General features: G+C 58.4%; 12 protein-coding genes. 10 read left to right on the forward strand and 2 right to left on the reverse strand.

Going from position 1 to position 13,437, the window contains the following annotated elements; translation table 11 throughout:
- The first annotated feature begins 19 nt into the window (after positions 1-19).
- The 4 genes from QMP16_RS19495 to mdoH are packed head-to-tail and all read left to right on the forward strand — an operon-like array spanning position 20 to position 6,001.
- A complete protein-coding gene (locus QMP16_RS19495; protein WP_282153738.1) occupies positions 20-1,390 on the forward strand; it encodes a tetratricopeptide repeat protein in 1,371 nt (456 codons plus the stop codon).
- Between the two features lie 32 nt (positions 1,391-1,422).
- The gene (locus QMP16_RS19500) at positions 1,423-2,640 is read left to right on the forward strand and encodes an OpgC family protein (RefSeq protein ID WP_282153739.1); all 1,218 of its coding nucleotides are present in this window, start codon (positions 1,423-1,425) and stop codon (positions 2,638-2,640) included.
- Positions 2,637-4,136, forward strand: a complete 1,500-nt coding sequence (locus QMP16_RS19505; RefSeq protein ID WP_282153740.1) for a glucan biosynthesis protein — start codon at positions 2,637-2,639, stop codon at positions 4,134-4,136. Before QMP16_RS19500 ends, QMP16_RS19505 begins: the two co-directional genes overlap by 4 nt.
- A complete protein-coding gene (mdoH, locus tag QMP16_RS19510) occupies positions 4,133-6,001 on the forward strand; it encodes a glucans biosynthesis glucosyltransferase MdoH (RefSeq protein WP_282153741.1) in 1,869 nt (622 codons plus the stop codon). The genes QMP16_RS19505 and mdoH overlap by 4 nt, the downstream gene beginning before the upstream one ends.
- Here mdoH and QMP16_RS19515 read toward each other — a convergent pair whose 3' ends face one another.
- Both QMP16_RS19515 and QMP16_RS19520 read right to left on the reverse strand, forming a co-directional pair.
- Positions 6,002-6,817 carry an alpha/beta hydrolase family esterase gene (locus QMP16_RS19515; protein ID WP_282153742.1) on the reverse strand — a complete coding sequence of 272 codons (816 nt, stop codon included), beginning with the start codon at positions 6,815-6,817 and terminating at the stop codon, positions 6,002-6,004.
- Positions 6,814-7,287: a rhodanese-like domain-containing protein gene (locus tag QMP16_RS19520; RefSeq protein ID WP_282153743.1), complete on the reverse strand. Its 474-nt coding sequence runs from the start codon at positions 7,285-7,287 to the stop codon at positions 6,814-6,816. Before QMP16_RS19520 ends, QMP16_RS19515 begins: the two co-directional genes overlap by 4 nt.
- Positions 7,288-7,505: 218 nt before the next feature.
- Here QMP16_RS19520 and QMP16_RS19525 point away from each other — a divergent pair, with 218 nt between their 5' ends.
- The 6 genes from QMP16_RS19525 to QMP16_RS19550 are packed head-to-tail and all read left to right on the forward strand — an operon-like array spanning position 7,506 to position 13,433.
- A complete protein-coding gene (locus QMP16_RS19525) occupies positions 7,506-10,376 on the forward strand; it encodes a monovalent cation/H+ antiporter subunit A (protein ID WP_282153744.1) in 2,871 nt (956 codons plus the stop codon).
- Positions 10,376-10,735: a Na+/H+ antiporter subunit C gene (locus tag QMP16_RS19530; protein WP_058274194.1), complete on the forward strand. Its 360-nt coding sequence runs from the start codon at positions 10,376-10,378 to the stop codon at positions 10,733-10,735. The genes QMP16_RS19525 and QMP16_RS19530 overlap by 1 nt, the downstream gene beginning before the upstream one ends.
- Positions 10,732-12,276, forward strand: a complete 1,545-nt coding sequence (locus QMP16_RS19535; protein WP_282153745.1) for a monovalent cation/H+ antiporter subunit D — start codon at positions 10,732-10,734, stop codon at positions 12,274-12,276. Before QMP16_RS19530 ends, QMP16_RS19535 begins: the two co-directional genes overlap by 4 nt.
- Positions 12,273-12,773 carry a Na+/H+ antiporter subunit E gene (locus QMP16_RS19540; protein ID WP_432653421.1) on the forward strand — a complete coding sequence of 167 codons (501 nt, stop codon included), beginning with the start codon at positions 12,273-12,275 and terminating at the stop codon, positions 12,771-12,773. The genes QMP16_RS19535 and QMP16_RS19540 overlap by 4 nt, the downstream gene beginning before the upstream one ends.
- Positions 12,770-13,039, forward strand: a complete 270-nt coding sequence (locus tag QMP16_RS19545) for a K+/H+ antiporter subunit F (protein WP_058274196.1) — start codon at positions 12,770-12,772, stop codon at positions 13,037-13,039. Before QMP16_RS19540 ends, QMP16_RS19545 begins: the two co-directional genes overlap by 4 nt.
- Before the next feature lie 7 nt (positions 13,040-13,046).
- Positions 13,047-13,433: a Na+/H+ antiporter subunit G gene (locus QMP16_RS19550; RefSeq protein WP_108860214.1), complete on the forward strand. Its 387-nt coding sequence runs from the start codon at positions 13,047-13,049 to the stop codon at positions 13,431-13,433.
- Positions 13,434-13,437: the final 4 nt, after the last annotated feature.

A 13,437-nucleotide genomic window follows, 5' to 3' on the forward strand; every position in this document is an offset into this window, starting at 1 on the left:
ATTGGATCGGAACATGAACATGAAGCAAGACGTTTTCGGACAGATGAACACCCTCAGCCACCCGGCAAGTGCCGAGGCCTGGGATGGTGTTCTGCTTGGGTTCATGGCCCATGCCGCCGTGACGCCGCAGCATCTTGGCAAAGTTCTGGAGCTTGAACCCGATTTTGCCCTGGGTCACGCAATCAAAGGCTTGTTCATGGTCCTGCTGGGCCGTCGCGAGATGATGCCGGTCGCCGTCGAAGCGATGGCAGCCGCCAACAGTGCCATGGAACGCCAGCCGGTCTCAGCGCGCGAGCGACTGTATGTCGAAGCGCTGGGTCTGTATCTGGCTGACCTGCCCACGCAAGCCATTCAAAAATTCGAAGAGATTCTGCGCGACCACCCACAAGACTCGCTGGCAATGAAACTCAGCCACGCGACGCGATTTGTACTTGGCGACGCGGAAGGCATGCGCCGGTCGATCGAGCGGGTTCTGCCGGCGTACGAACCCGATCATGCAGGTCGTGGGTATTTGCTGGGCTGTCATTCCTTTGCGTTGGAAGAAACCGGTGCCTACGAAAAGGCCGAAATCGCAGGTCGGCAGGCGCTGTGGATGGTGTCGGACGATGCCTGGGGTCTGCACGCCGTTGCACACGTGCATGAGATGACAGGCAACGCGCAGCTGGGCCTTGATTGGTTGGCAGGGCGCGAAGAGGCTTGGACCCACTGCAACAACTTCCGCTATCACGTCTGGTGGCACAAGGCGCTGATGCATCTGGATCTGGGTCAGGTCGATCAGGTGATGGAGCTGTATGACAACTACATCCGTCAGGACAAAACCGACGACTACCGCGATATCTCGAACGCCACGTCCTTGCTGTCACGGCTTGAGCTTGAGGGCGTCAATGTGGGCAACCGCTGGGAAGAACTGGCGGATCTCAGTGCAGCGCGGACCGAAGATGGTTGTCTGATCTTTGCCGATCTTCACTATCTTCTGGCCCTGACCGGCGACAATCGCCCTGAGGCGACCAGCAAGATGTTGCAGCGTATTCAGAAAGATGCGCAGCGCAATCAGGGGGACACCCCGATCCGCATGTCCGATCCGGGCATTGCAGCCGCCAAAGGGCTAGAGGCCTTTGGCGAAGGCCTTTACGGCGACGCCTTCGACTTTTTATCGAACGCCCGAGCAGGTATGCAACTGGCAGGTGGAAGCCACGCCCAACGTGATGTATTCGAGCGCATCACAATTGATTCCGGCCTGCGCGCCGGCCGTCTGGATGCTGTCGAGCGCATCCTGGATGACCGTCGCGCCAAAAGAGCCGGGGGCGAAGACAATTACGCTCTTGCGCGCCGCACATTGATCGATGCGGCACGCGACAACGGAGACGCACAAAGCGTCCCGGCTGAATAACAAAAACTAAGACCAAGAAGGACAGAATACGTATGGCGACAGTTTCGCCCGCTTCTGATTTTGCGCCAGTGGCTGCCTCTGCGGCGGCCCCTGCCCGCACGCGCGACCCGCGCCTGGATTTCTATCGCGGCATCGCGATGTTCATCATCCTGATCGCCCATATCCCGAACGATCCATGGGCTAAGTGGATTCCCGCGCGGTTTGGATTCTCGGACGCGACCGAGATTTTCGTGTTCTGCTCGGGCATGGCGTCGGCGATTGCCTTTGGCGGAGCGTTCCTGCGCAAGGGGTGGTGGCTGGGAACGGCCCGCGTGTCGTTCCGTATCTGGCAGGTCTACTGGGCGCATATCTGCCTGTTCTTCTTTGTCGCCATGTCAATGGCGGCGCTGGATCAATCAGGGCTGTTTGAAAAGACCTACGTTTCGTCTTTGAACTTGCAGCACTTCTTCAACGATCCTGCGCCTCAGATCGTGGGTTTGTTCACGCTGACCTATGTTCCGAACTATTTCGACATCCTGCCGATGTATCTGGTGGTTCTGGCAATGATGCCCATGTTTATGGGCCTCTACCGGTTCGGTTTCTGGGCCGTCGCTGCGACATCCGTCGCGATCTGGCTGGTCGCACAGACCGACATTCTGGACCTACCGGCCGAACCGTGGTCGGAACGGCAGTGGTTCTTCAACCCCTTTGGCTGGCAACTGCTGTTCTTTACTGGTTTCGCCTTCATGCGCGGCTGGATACCTGCCCCCCCAGTATCGAAAACCTTGATCTGGGCGGCAGCACTGTTCCTGATCTTCTCGATGCCCTTTGGTTCGTGGAAGGTGTTCACATGGATCAACGCAGCGGCCCCCGATCTGGCTGACGAAATCCGCAAGGTCTGGCCCGTGACGAAAGAGTTCCGCGACAAAACCGATTTTGGCCTGTTCCGCTATCTGCATTTCCTGTCACTCGCCTATCTGGGCTGGGTTGTCGCCGGGGAACATGGGCGTCGCCTGATTGCAACCGGTCAGGGTACCGCGGCCAAAGTCTGGCAATTCCTGCTGACCGTCATCACCAAAGTTGGGCAGCAATCATTGGCGGTGTTCGTATTTTCGATGGCTGCAGCACGACTTATCGGCGTCGGTCTGGACCTGAGTGGGCGGGATGTTGCCAGTGTTTTCGTCGCCAACATGATTGGCTTTGCGATGATCATCGGCGTGGCATACATGGCCGCTTGGTTTAAGTCACAACCTTGGAAGTCTAAGAAATGAATTTTACACGTCGCGCATTTCTGGTTTCAACTTCAGCGCTTGCATTTGCGCCCGCGACCTTCGCCACCGGCGGCGAGGTCCCATTTGACCGCAATGTCGTCATTGAGATGGCTCGCGATCTGGCCAGCCGACCTTATGCGGAACGCGAGATGGTGCCGCAGGAATGGCAGGATCTGACGTACCAGCAATACCGCTCGATCCGATTCCGGCTGGACCGCGCGCTTTGGTATGAAACGAAAACGCCTTTCAACGTCGATTTTTTCACACCAGGTCTGTACTTCCCGCGCACTGTTAAAGTTGAAACCGTTGAAAATGGAATGGCTACTCCGGTCGCGTTTGATCTGGGGATGTTCGACAAATCCGAGGACGTCCCGGAACTGCCAATCAACGACACGCTGGGCTTCTCCGGCCTGCGATTGCGCACCGAAATGCACCGTCCCGGCAAGACCGATGAGTTCTGCGTCTGGCAAGGAGCCAGCTATTTCCGCGCTATTGGCCTGCATGAGGTCTATGGCCTCTCCGCCCGTGGACTGGCCCTGAAAACCGGCGACCCGGATGGAGAGGAATTCCCCGAATTCATCCGATTTTGGCTGGAACGCCCAAAACCTGGCCAGCGCGATATGGTCGTCCATGCGCTGATGGACAGTCCAAGCGTGACCGGTGCGTATCGGTTTAATGTCACCGCCGGTGCGGACTGTGTGATGGATATCGAAGCCACGCTGTTCCCACGCGAAGAGCTGACGCATGTGGGTATCGCCCCCGGCACGTCGATGTTCCTGTTCGATCAGACCAACCACAGCCGGTTCGAAGACTTCCGCCCTGCCGTACACGACAGCGATGGTCTATTGGTGCGCAACGGTGCTGGAGAGGTTCTGTGGCGGCCATTGGCGAACCCGACCCGCCTGCAGATTTCGTCGTTCGTCGACACCAACCCGCGCGGCTTTGGCCTGTTGCAGCGCAAGCGTGAGTTCTCGGATTACGCGGATCTTGAGGCGAATTATCACAAACGCCCCAGCCTGTGGGTCGAACCCGGTGCGGATTGGGGCAAAGGTGCGGTCACGCTGGTTGAAATTCCGGCGGATCAGGAAATCTACGATAACATCGTTGCCTACTGGCGCCCTGCCGAACCCTATACGGCTGGCAGCCAGGTCGACCTGTCCTATCGCCTGATCTGGGGGGATGAGCCCCAGCGCACACCGATGGCGCGCGTGATCAACACCGCGATGGGCGACAACACGTTTGGTGAAGGGCGTCTGGCCGTCATCGATTTTGAAGAAAGCGAGCTGTTCGCCGACCCAGAGGCGATGACCATTTTCGTGGACTCGCCGCATGCCGAAACATCCGAAGGTGTGCTGCAACGCAACCCCGATACAGGCGGTTTGCGGCTGGCGTTTTCGTTCGAGCCCGGCGACCGCGACCATGTCGAATTGCGCGCGCAGTTGCTGAAAGACAAACAGCCAGCCTCTGAGGTCTGGCTATACCGTTGGACCTCATGACCAGAGATCTTCATATCATGCCGCCCGAGACGCCTCTGGCCATGCCCGCGCAGGATTTCAGCGCAGGGTTTCGGGATGCACAGGTTCCTGATGCCAAACGTCCCTCGGCCGGGTTCTGGCGTGCGCTGGCGTTTTCGCCCGCAATGGCGGCGACGCTGGGACTGTTATGGGTGATGACGGACTGGTTCGACGCCGAAGGCATCAACCTGATCGAGGCCATCCTTCTGGCGCTGATCTCGTTCAACTTCTTCTGGATCTCCTTCACGGTCTGCACCGTGTTGCTGGGTATGGTCTCCTTATCCCGGCAGGAACGCCCCGTTCGTCAGGGTCGTGCCCAACCGCTGCGCGTGGCCCTGTTGACGCCGGTCTATAACGAGGTGCCTTGGAACGTGCTGGGCAATGCCCGGACCATGCTTGAAGAATTGCAGGCGCGCGGTGGGCAGCATCACTATGCCATGTTCATCCTCTCGGACACGCGCGACCCCGAGATCGCCGCACAAGAGCAAGCCAGTGTCGAGGCGCTGCGCACCACCCTCGCCCCCGGGCTGGAACTGTATTACCGCCGTCGCGAACAAAACACCGACCGCAAGGTTGGCAACATCGCCGACTGGGTCAGCCGCTGGGGTGCCGAGTGGGATGCGATGCTGGTTTTGGATGCCGACAGTCTGATGACCGGTCGCGCCATCGCCCGATTGACCGATGCGTTGGCGCGGGACCCGGGCGCTGGATTGATTCAGAGCTATCCTCAGCTGATCGGTGCACAATCGGTCTTTGCGCGGATGCAGCAATTCGCCAATGGCGTCTATGGGATTGCTTTTGCCGAAGGGCTTGCACGCTGGTGCGGGCAGGAAGGCAATTATTGGGGCCATAATGCCATTATCCGCACCCAAGCATTCGCCAATTGCGCGGGTTTGCCGAAACTGCGGGCATTGAACGGTCAGGAAAAACTGATCATGAGCCATGACTTCGTCGAGGCCGGTCTGTTGCGTCGGGCCGGTTGGGGCGTGCGGTTCCTGCCCCGCATTCGCGGGTCTTATGAAGAAACACCGCCGACACTGATTGATCACGCCCTGCGCGACCGGCGCTGGTGTCAGGGCAATTTGCAGCACCTGAAGCTGTTGGGCTCAGCCGGATTTCAGTCGGTTTCACGGTTCCACATGTTCCACGGCGCAGTCGGATATCTGATGTCGCCGCTTTGGTTTGCGCTGCTGGTGATGTGGGCGCTGATCGGTCAGGGTGAGGATGCCTCGGTCCTGCACTATTTCAGCCCAGACAATCCACTGTTCCCGCAATGGCCCGAGATGACGGAAACCCGCCATGTGCTGATCATTCTGGTCATGTACGCGATGCTGCTTGCGCCAAAGGTGCTGGGTGTTCTGGCCCTGCCGCTCAGCGGTGTGCGCTATGCCGAATTCGGTGGCGGGCGCAAATTCCTGACCTCGTTTCTGGCCGAGGTTGTTCTGTCGATCCTCTACGCCCCCATTCTGATGGTGCAACAGATGATCGCCGTCATTCGCACCACCTTTGGTATCCAAAAGGGCTGGTCCCCACAGGCGCGGGATGGCGGCAGCTATGGTCTGCGCACGCTGATCCTTTGCCACACGGTCGAAACGATCAGCGGCGTGGCCCTTAGCGTCGGTATCTTGTCCGGTCTTGTATCAGTCTGGTTGGCCCCGATTGCGATCAGCCTTGCCTTTGCGATTCCTTTGTCCGCGCTCAGCGGCGTATCGGCCGGAGCAGCCCGCCGTATGGTTGGCATGAAAGAGGACTATAACGAGCCCGCAATCACACGTTCAGCCCGCCGCTACAGAGATGAGCTGAAGAAAGTGATCGAGGGAAAGGGCGTAATGACCCCTGCCGAGTGATCACCCACCCGGCAAACCTTCGTACCAATCGATCATCAAATCGGCCCAGCCTTTGGGAACCGAATGACCACCGGGAAACAGCGCAAATTCCAGCGCGCTGCCGTCGTCACACCCGCTCCAGTATCGGCGCATGAAAGGGCCGGTGGTCGAGAATCCGCTGGGCTTGGTATCGACACATCCATTTGCGACGCGCCAAATCTCGAGCCCGGCAAATATATCGCCCTGATGAAACCGACCACCGCCCAACAAGCGCCCTTCCAGCGGCACCACGTTATCCGTCCAGCCATGGGTGTGGAACATCCGCACCGGGCCATCGCAAGATTCAGGATCCGGACGCCAGAACCCTCCAGAGACGGGCACATAGGCCGAGAATGTATCGGGCGCGGCGCAGGCAAGGTAGTAGACCATGAACGCGCCCGCCGAGAACCCGCCCAGAACGACCCGGTCCGTATCCACGCCAAACCGATCCGCGGCATCCTGAACCGCCTCGGTCAAAAAGGCAGTTTCATCGCGCCCTTCCCAACCCGGAAAGAAGTTCCAGCTTTGCCGCCCGTTGCGCTCCGACCCTTCTGGCGCCATCACCGCGTAGCCGCGCGCCAGCAGCGGTTCCACCATGCCACGGTTTTTCAAAGTACCGGTGGCGTTGCCACCATAGCCGTGCAGAAACACCACCAGTGGCGGGTTCTCATCCTCGGGCAATTCGATATGGTATCCGCCCGAGGCGGTTTCGCACATACCCTCCAGATCGGCACAGGCGGCCAGCCCCGACTGCCCGACCAGCGCCAAACCCGTTGCCAGTGTCAATTCCCGGATCATACTACACTCCTGTCGCAGTCGCGAACCGGCAATCCGGCGCGCACCCATCCCGGCCCAGCGGCCGACCCCAACATGCCTTCGGGCACATCAATGATATTCGTAAATCCTGCCTCGGTCAGCCGGTTGCTCAACCGCGCCGAACGCACGCCCCGCGCACAGATCAACGCAATTGCCGCGCCCTTGTCACCTTTGACGAGCTGCGTCAGAGCGGGAATGAAATCGTCACGGCGCATGTCCAAAGATTTCGCGCCCTCACCGATCCCGGTGGACTGCCACTCTTTCGGGGTGCGAATGTCTAGCAATAACACGTCTCCGGCCACGGCCTTCCTATACGCATCCTGCACGCCAAGTTGCCGTCCCGCATAGTCAGGCGGAATAAGCCGGTATTCGCGTATCGCAAATCCCCCCGCGACTGCGGCACAGCCTCCGATCAAGATCCACCTGCGGGATCGGTTTACGTTTCGGGCCACGTCGCACCCTCCTGACCTGACACCGGGTTTCTATCACAGCGCAGATTTGGAATCCGCGCCGAATTTATCCTGGCAGTTCAAGTTCACGTCATTTTTGCAGGCAAAAGCCGCAGCCTCGCTTTGTTGGCGCGCGGCAAATGAGTTGTATTAGCTGGACAGTAAGAAAATTATCCTTACAAAATCAGTACTACTTGACCGCCCAGAACGGAGTATCGCACTTGTCCCTATTCCTCATCGCGGCCCTTCCTTTTCTCGGCGCTGTTTTTCCAGCTCTTCTGATCAGGGCAGGACGAAATGCAGCTGCTTCTGCTGCTGGGTTGACCACATTTCTGGCGCTGATGGGTTTGCTGATCCACATCCCGTCTGTGATGCGGGGCGATGTTGTGACCGCCCGGTTCGAGTGGATACCAGCCCTTGGGTTGAACGCAAATTTCATGCTGGATGGCCTGGGATTCTTGTTTGCCTTGTTGATCCTCGGGATCGGATTACTGATCATCCTCTACGCACGGTTTTACCTGTCGCGCGAGGACCCGATGGGGCAGTTTTACACCTATCTTCTGCTGTTTCAGGGTGCGATGGTCGGGATCGTTCTGTCCGACAACATACTGCTTTTGCTTATCTTTTGGGAGCTTACATCGCTTAGCTCCTTCCTGTTGATCGGATATTGGAAACACCTGCCCGAAGGACGTCAAGGCGCGCGGATGGCGCTTGCAGTGACCGGCTCTGGCGGGCTGGCGATGATTGCTGGGATGCTGATCCTGGGCAATATCGTCGGGTCCTATGACCTAAGCGTAATTTTGCAGAACAAAGAGCTGATCCAGGCGTCGCCATATTACCTGCCCGCGTTGATCCTGATCCTGCTGGGTTGCTTTACCAAGTCGGCGCAATTCCCATTCCATTTCTGGCTGCCCCACGCCATGGCGGCCCCGACACCCGTTTCGGCCTATCTGCACTCGGCCACCATGGTGAAGGCCGGGTTGTTCCTGATGGCACGCATGTGGCCCGTTTTGGCTGGCACAGACGCCTGGTTCTACATTGTTGCCACAACTGGACTTACCACCATGCTGATGGGTGCGGTGATCGCGTTGTTCAAGGATGACCTCAAGGCCCTTCTCGCGTTTTCGACCGTGTCGCATCTGGGACTGGTCACCATGTTGCTGGGCTTTGGCACAAAGATCGCAGCCGTGGCCGCGATCTTTCACATCATCAACCACGCCACGTTCAAGGCAGCCCTGTTCATGACCGCCGGGATAGTGGACCATGAGACCGGCACCCGCGATATCAAGCGGCTGGGTGGGTTACGCCACCTTATGCCAATTACGTTTACGATTGGCACGATCGCCGCTCTGTCGATGGCGGGCATACCGCCGCTGAACGGGTTTCTGTCCAAGGAAATGATGCTGGAAGAGACCGTTCACACCACATGGCTGCACTCTCATTATCTTGTGCCGGGTCTGGCATTGTTGGCGGCGCTGTTTTCTGCGGCCTATTCCTTCCGGTTTGTCAGCCACGTGTTCCTAGGTCCGGAGCGGCATGATTACCCGGCCCATCCGCATGATCCGCCAGTTGGTCTGTGGCTGGCGCCTGCCTTCCTTGTCGTGCTGGTGGTTCTGATCGGATTGAACTCTGCCGCCATCGTGGGCCCATTGGTCGCTGTTGTGTCCAGCGCGGTCATTGGCGGTGAGAAGTTGCCCTATTACTCGCTGAAACTGTGGCACGGCTTCACACCTGCCCTCTATATGTCCGTGGTGGCGACACTGGGCGGTCTGTTCCTGCTGAGCTTGCATCGTCATGAAGAGAAAATCTGGAATGCCCTGCCGCGTCCCGAGGCCAAGGTGATCTTTGACACCGTGATCGGCGTGCTGACAAAACTCAGTCGGTTGATCACCGATACTTTGCACAACGGCGTCCTCAGCCGTTACGCGATCATTATGATCGGTTTCACCCTCGCGTTGGGTTATTATGCGTATACAACCGGCACGATTGGTCCCGAGACACGTGAAGCGCTGCCCATTCAGATCATCCCGCTTATCGGATGGATCTGCCTAGTGGGTGCAACGCTGGCGATTATGTGGTTCCACCGCAATCGCCTGTTGTCGCTGGTGCTGATTGGTGTTGTCGGCCTGATCGTTTCGATGGCCTTCAACTATTTGTCCGCCCCGGATCTGGCGCTGACGCAGATCTCGGTCGAAGTGGTCACGATGATCCTGCTGCTGCTGTCGCTGAACTTCCTGCCCACGGATACACCCTGGGACAGCAGCGCCGCGCGCCGCTGGCGCGACGCTGCAATCTCAGTTGTGGCGGGCATTGGTTCGGGCGCGTTGATCTATGCGCTGCTGCTGCGGGATTTTGCCTTTCCGACGATTTCGGAATTCCATCTGGCGAATTCGTACAAAGGTGGTGGCGGCACCAATGTGGTCAACGTCATCCTCGTGGACTTCAGGGGCTTTGATACCTTTGGCGAAATCATCGTTCTGGGTATTGCCGCGCTGATCATCTTTGCCCTGACCGAGGCTGTTTTGGGCACCAATGTTCGCAGCTATCTGCTGAACCGGAAACCGCATTGGCCACAGTCGGGGGACTCGCACCCGTTGATGATGGTGGTCGTGACCCGGATGATGATGCCCATCGCGCTGATGGTCGGGGCCTATATCTTTTTCCGCGGACACAATCAGCCGGGCGGAGGCTTCATCGCGGGCCTTGTCGTCGCAATCGCCTTCCTGATGCAATACATGGCCAGCGGCTATACGTGGGCAATCGAACGCCAGAGGTTCTACTACCATGGCTCTATCGGCTGGGGCGTGCTGATTGCCGCGGCCACGGGTCTGGGTGCCTGGTTTAACGATCGTCCGTTCCTGACCAGCGATTTTGGCTATATTCACTGGCCACCGCTGGAAGAGTTCGAATGGGCCACCGCCATCCTGTTCGACACCGGCGTTTTCCTTGCTGTTCTTGGGGCGGTGATGCTGGCGCTGGACAGCCTGTCCCGATTTGCGTGGCAACCGGGTATGGCGCAGGAATTCCCGATGGATATCAACCCATTGCGGGATAATCCACCGCAAGAAGAAGAAAACAAGGAGCAGGTCTGATGGAAGCGCTCGTAGCCTCTGCCGTTGGCGTCATGACTGCTGCCGGGATATTCCTGATCCTGCGCCGCCGGACCTTCCCTGTCATTCTGGGCCTGTCTCTGCTGACTTACGCTGTGAACGTGTTCCTGTTCGCAACGGGCCGGTTGGCTTTGGACGCGCCTGCCGTTTTGAACAAATACAAAGAGGTGCCTTATACCGATCCGCTACCGCAGGCTTTGGTTCTGACGGCCATCGTGATCTCGTTCGGAATGACCGCTGTGATCGTGATGATCGCACTCAGCGCCTACCTGTCCTCGAAGGATGACCATATCGACATGAACGCCAATGACAGCGTCGACGCGCCGGGAGAAGACGCATGAACCACTGGATCGTTGCGCCAATCGTCCTGCCCGCGATCCTGGCCCCGTTCATCATCATGGTCCTGCGCTTTCACCTGGACCTGCAACGCATCTTTTCGGTTGCCGGTGTGGTGGCCCTTATTGGTATTGCCCTGACCGTCACCGCACAGGCCGCAGGTGGCGATATTCAGGTCTATGAACTGGGTAACTGGCCTGCGCCCTTTGGCATCGTTCTGGTGTTGGACCGGCTCTCGGCCATGATGGTGCTTCTGACTGCACTGTTGGCTTTGCCGATCGTGCTGTATGCTATCGCCTCTGGCTGGGACGACCGGGGCAAACATTTTCACGCCCTGTTTCACTTTCAACTGATGGGCGTCTGCGGCGCATTCCTGACCGGCGACGCCTTTAACCTGTTCGTGTTCTTCGAAGTTCTGCTGATCGCCTCCTATGGCCTGATGACGCATGGAGGTGGTGCCGTACGGCTGAAAGCCGGGGTGCAATATGTGGCCTATAACCTGCTGGGGTCCACCCTGTTCCTGTTTGCCTTGGGCACGCTTTATGCTGTGACCGGAACGTTGAACATGGCCGACTTGGCCGTGCGGGTGGCCGAATTACCAGCGGATGACACTGCCCTGCTGAGGGTTGGTGCGGTTTTGCTGCTGCTGGTGTTTTGCATCAAAGCCGCTGTCTTGCCGCTGCACTTCTGGCTACCGGCGAGCTACGCCAGCGCGCCCATGCCTGTGGCCGCCCTATTTGCGATCATGACCAAGGTCGGCGCCTACTCGATCCTGCGGATGTACACGCTGGGCTTCGGCCCAGAGGTTGAGGCTACGCAGGGGCTTGTTGGCGCTTGGTTGCAACCCGCCGCTTTGGTGACGCTGGCCGTTGGTGCCATCGGCATTCTGGGCACACAGCATATCGCGCGTATGGTGGCTTTCTGTGCCATCACCTCGATGGGAACGTTGCTGATTGCAATCTCGCTGTTCACTGAAACGGCCACAGCGGCGGCACTGTACTACGTGTATCATTCCACCTTGGCCACAGCGCTAATGTTCCTGGTCGCCGATCTGGTGATGGAACGCCGGGGCGGCGCGATTGCCCCAACTGCACCAATGCCGCAAACGGGTCTGATATCGGCTCTGTTCTTTGTGGGTGCCATTGCGCTGGCGGGCATGCCGCCGCTATCGGGTTTTGTCGGCAAACTGCTGGTGCTGGACGCCGCACGGGACGCACCGGATGCAAACGCCATCTGGGCCGTAATCCTGATCGGTTCCTTCGTCACCATTGTTGGCCTTGCCCGGGCGGGTTCGTTGATCTTCTGGAAAAGCCATGATGCCCAGCACAACACGGAATTGGACCCTGAAAACGAAGAAGAAACCCCGTCCGCGCCTGCGCCCGAGCCCAACCCCGGGCTGGCTTTCACAGCCGTATTTGCCATGGCGATCGGCCTTGTGCTGCTGACCCTGTTTGCCGGGCCTGCGCTGGAGTATACCAATAAGACGGCCGAGCAATTGTTCACACCCGAAGATTACATCGCAGCCGTATTGGGAGGCGACACATGATCAGACTTCTGCACCGGATATTCCCGCACCCGCATCTGACGTTCCTGCTGACCATCGTGTGGGTCCTGCTGGCCAACAACATGACCCTGAATTCGCTGGTCTTTGGCCTGATCCTGGGCATCATCATTCCCTTCATCACACAGCCTTATTGGCCTGATCGCCCAAAGCTGCGCAACTGGCCCATGGTTGTGGAATACATCCTGGTTGTACTTTGGGACATCGTGATCGCGAACATCACCGTTGCCCGGATCATCCTGTTCAAACGCGACGCAGATCGTCAGCCGGCCTGGATCTCGATCCCGCTGGAATTGCGCACACCTGAGGCTATCACAGTGCTGGCAGGTACGATCACCATGACCCCCGGAACCGTCAGCAGCGACCTGTCTGCACAGGGGCATAACCTGCTGGTGCATTGCCTGGATGCCCCCGATCCTGATGCCGTGCGCGACCAGATCAAAAGCCGCTATGAGCGTCGCCTGAAGGAGATTTTCGAATGATCGACATTGCAATCGCCTTTGCATTCGCCTGCTTTGGCGCGGCCATCATGATGTGCCTTTGGCGGATCATTACCGCGGACGGCGTTGGCACCCGCGTTCTGGCGCTGGATACGATGGTCATCAACACGATCGCTCTGTTGATCCTATATGGTTTGACTCTGGGAACCGAAGTGTTCTTCGAATCCGCCATGATCATCGCCATGCTGGGCTTTGTCTCAACGGTTGCCTACGCGCGCTTCATGCTGCGTGGCAATATCATCGAGTGAGGGTGGAATGGGTTTCATCGTAGAACTTCTGATCGCCTTCTTCCTGGTCATCTCAGGCATCTTCGGCTTTGTCGGGTCCTACGGCATGATCAAGCTGAAAGACCCGATGTCCCGCCTGCACGCACCCACCAAGGCGACGACCCTGGGTGTGGGTGGCGTGTTGCTGGCATCGATCTGCCACTCGGTTCTGATCGAACAGCACCTGTCGCTACACGAACTTCTGATCACACTGTTCCTGTTCCTGACCGCGCCGATCACGGCCCTGTTCATTGCCAAATGGCACATTCACCGTCATGAAAAGCCCAGCGATCTGCCGGATGCGGGCGAGGATGAACTTTGGGCCACGCACGCGGTTGAGCAGGTCGAAGACGTCCCTGATCACAGCAAGTCCTGAGTTT

The organism is Ruegeria atlantica (assembly GCF_947495585.1).
Lineage (GTDB): Bacteria > Pseudomonadota > Alphaproteobacteria > Rhodobacterales > Rhodobacteraceae > Ruegeria > Ruegeria atlantica_G.

Excerpts from the sequence above, each read along its gene's own strand:
- QMP16_RS19495 (WP_282153738.1), top strand. The coding sequence starts at position 20 with ATGAAGCAAGACGTTTTCGGACAGATGAACACCCTCAGCCACCCGGCA.
- QMP16_RS19500 (WP_282153739.1), top strand. The coding sequence starts at position 1,423 with ATGGCGACAGTTTCGCCCGCTTCTGATTTTGCGCCAGTGGCTGCCTCT.
- QMP16_RS19505 (WP_282153740.1), top strand. The coding sequence starts at position 2,637 with ATGAATTTTACACGTCGCGCATTTCTGGTTTCAACTTCAGCGCTTGCA.
- mdoH (WP_282153741.1), top strand. The coding sequence starts at position 4,133 with ATGACCAGAGATCTTCATATCATGCCGCCCGAGACGCCTCTGGCCATG.
- QMP16_RS19515 (WP_282153742.1), bottom strand. The coding sequence starts at position 6,817 with ATGATCCGGGAATTGACACTGGCAACGGGTTTGGCGCTGGTCGGGCAG.
- QMP16_RS19530 (WP_058274194.1), top strand. The coding sequence starts at position 10,376 with ATGGAAGCGCTCGTAGCCTCTGCCGTTGGCGTCATGACTGCTGCCGGG.
- QMP16_RS19535 (WP_282153745.1), top strand. The coding sequence starts at position 10,732 with ATGAACCACTGGATCGTTGCGCCAATCGTCCTGCCCGCGATCCTGGCC.
- QMP16_RS19540 (WP_432653421.1), top strand. The coding sequence starts at position 12,273 with ATGATCAGACTTCTGCACCGGATATTCCCGCACCCGCATCTGACGTTC.
- QMP16_RS19545 (WP_058274196.1), top strand. The coding sequence starts at position 12,770 with ATGATCGACATTGCAATCGCCTTTGCATTCGCCTGCTTTGGCGCGGCC.
- QMP16_RS19550 (WP_108860214.1), top strand. The coding sequence starts at position 13,047 with ATGGGTTTCATCGTAGAACTTCTGATCGCCTTCTTCCTGGTCATCTCA.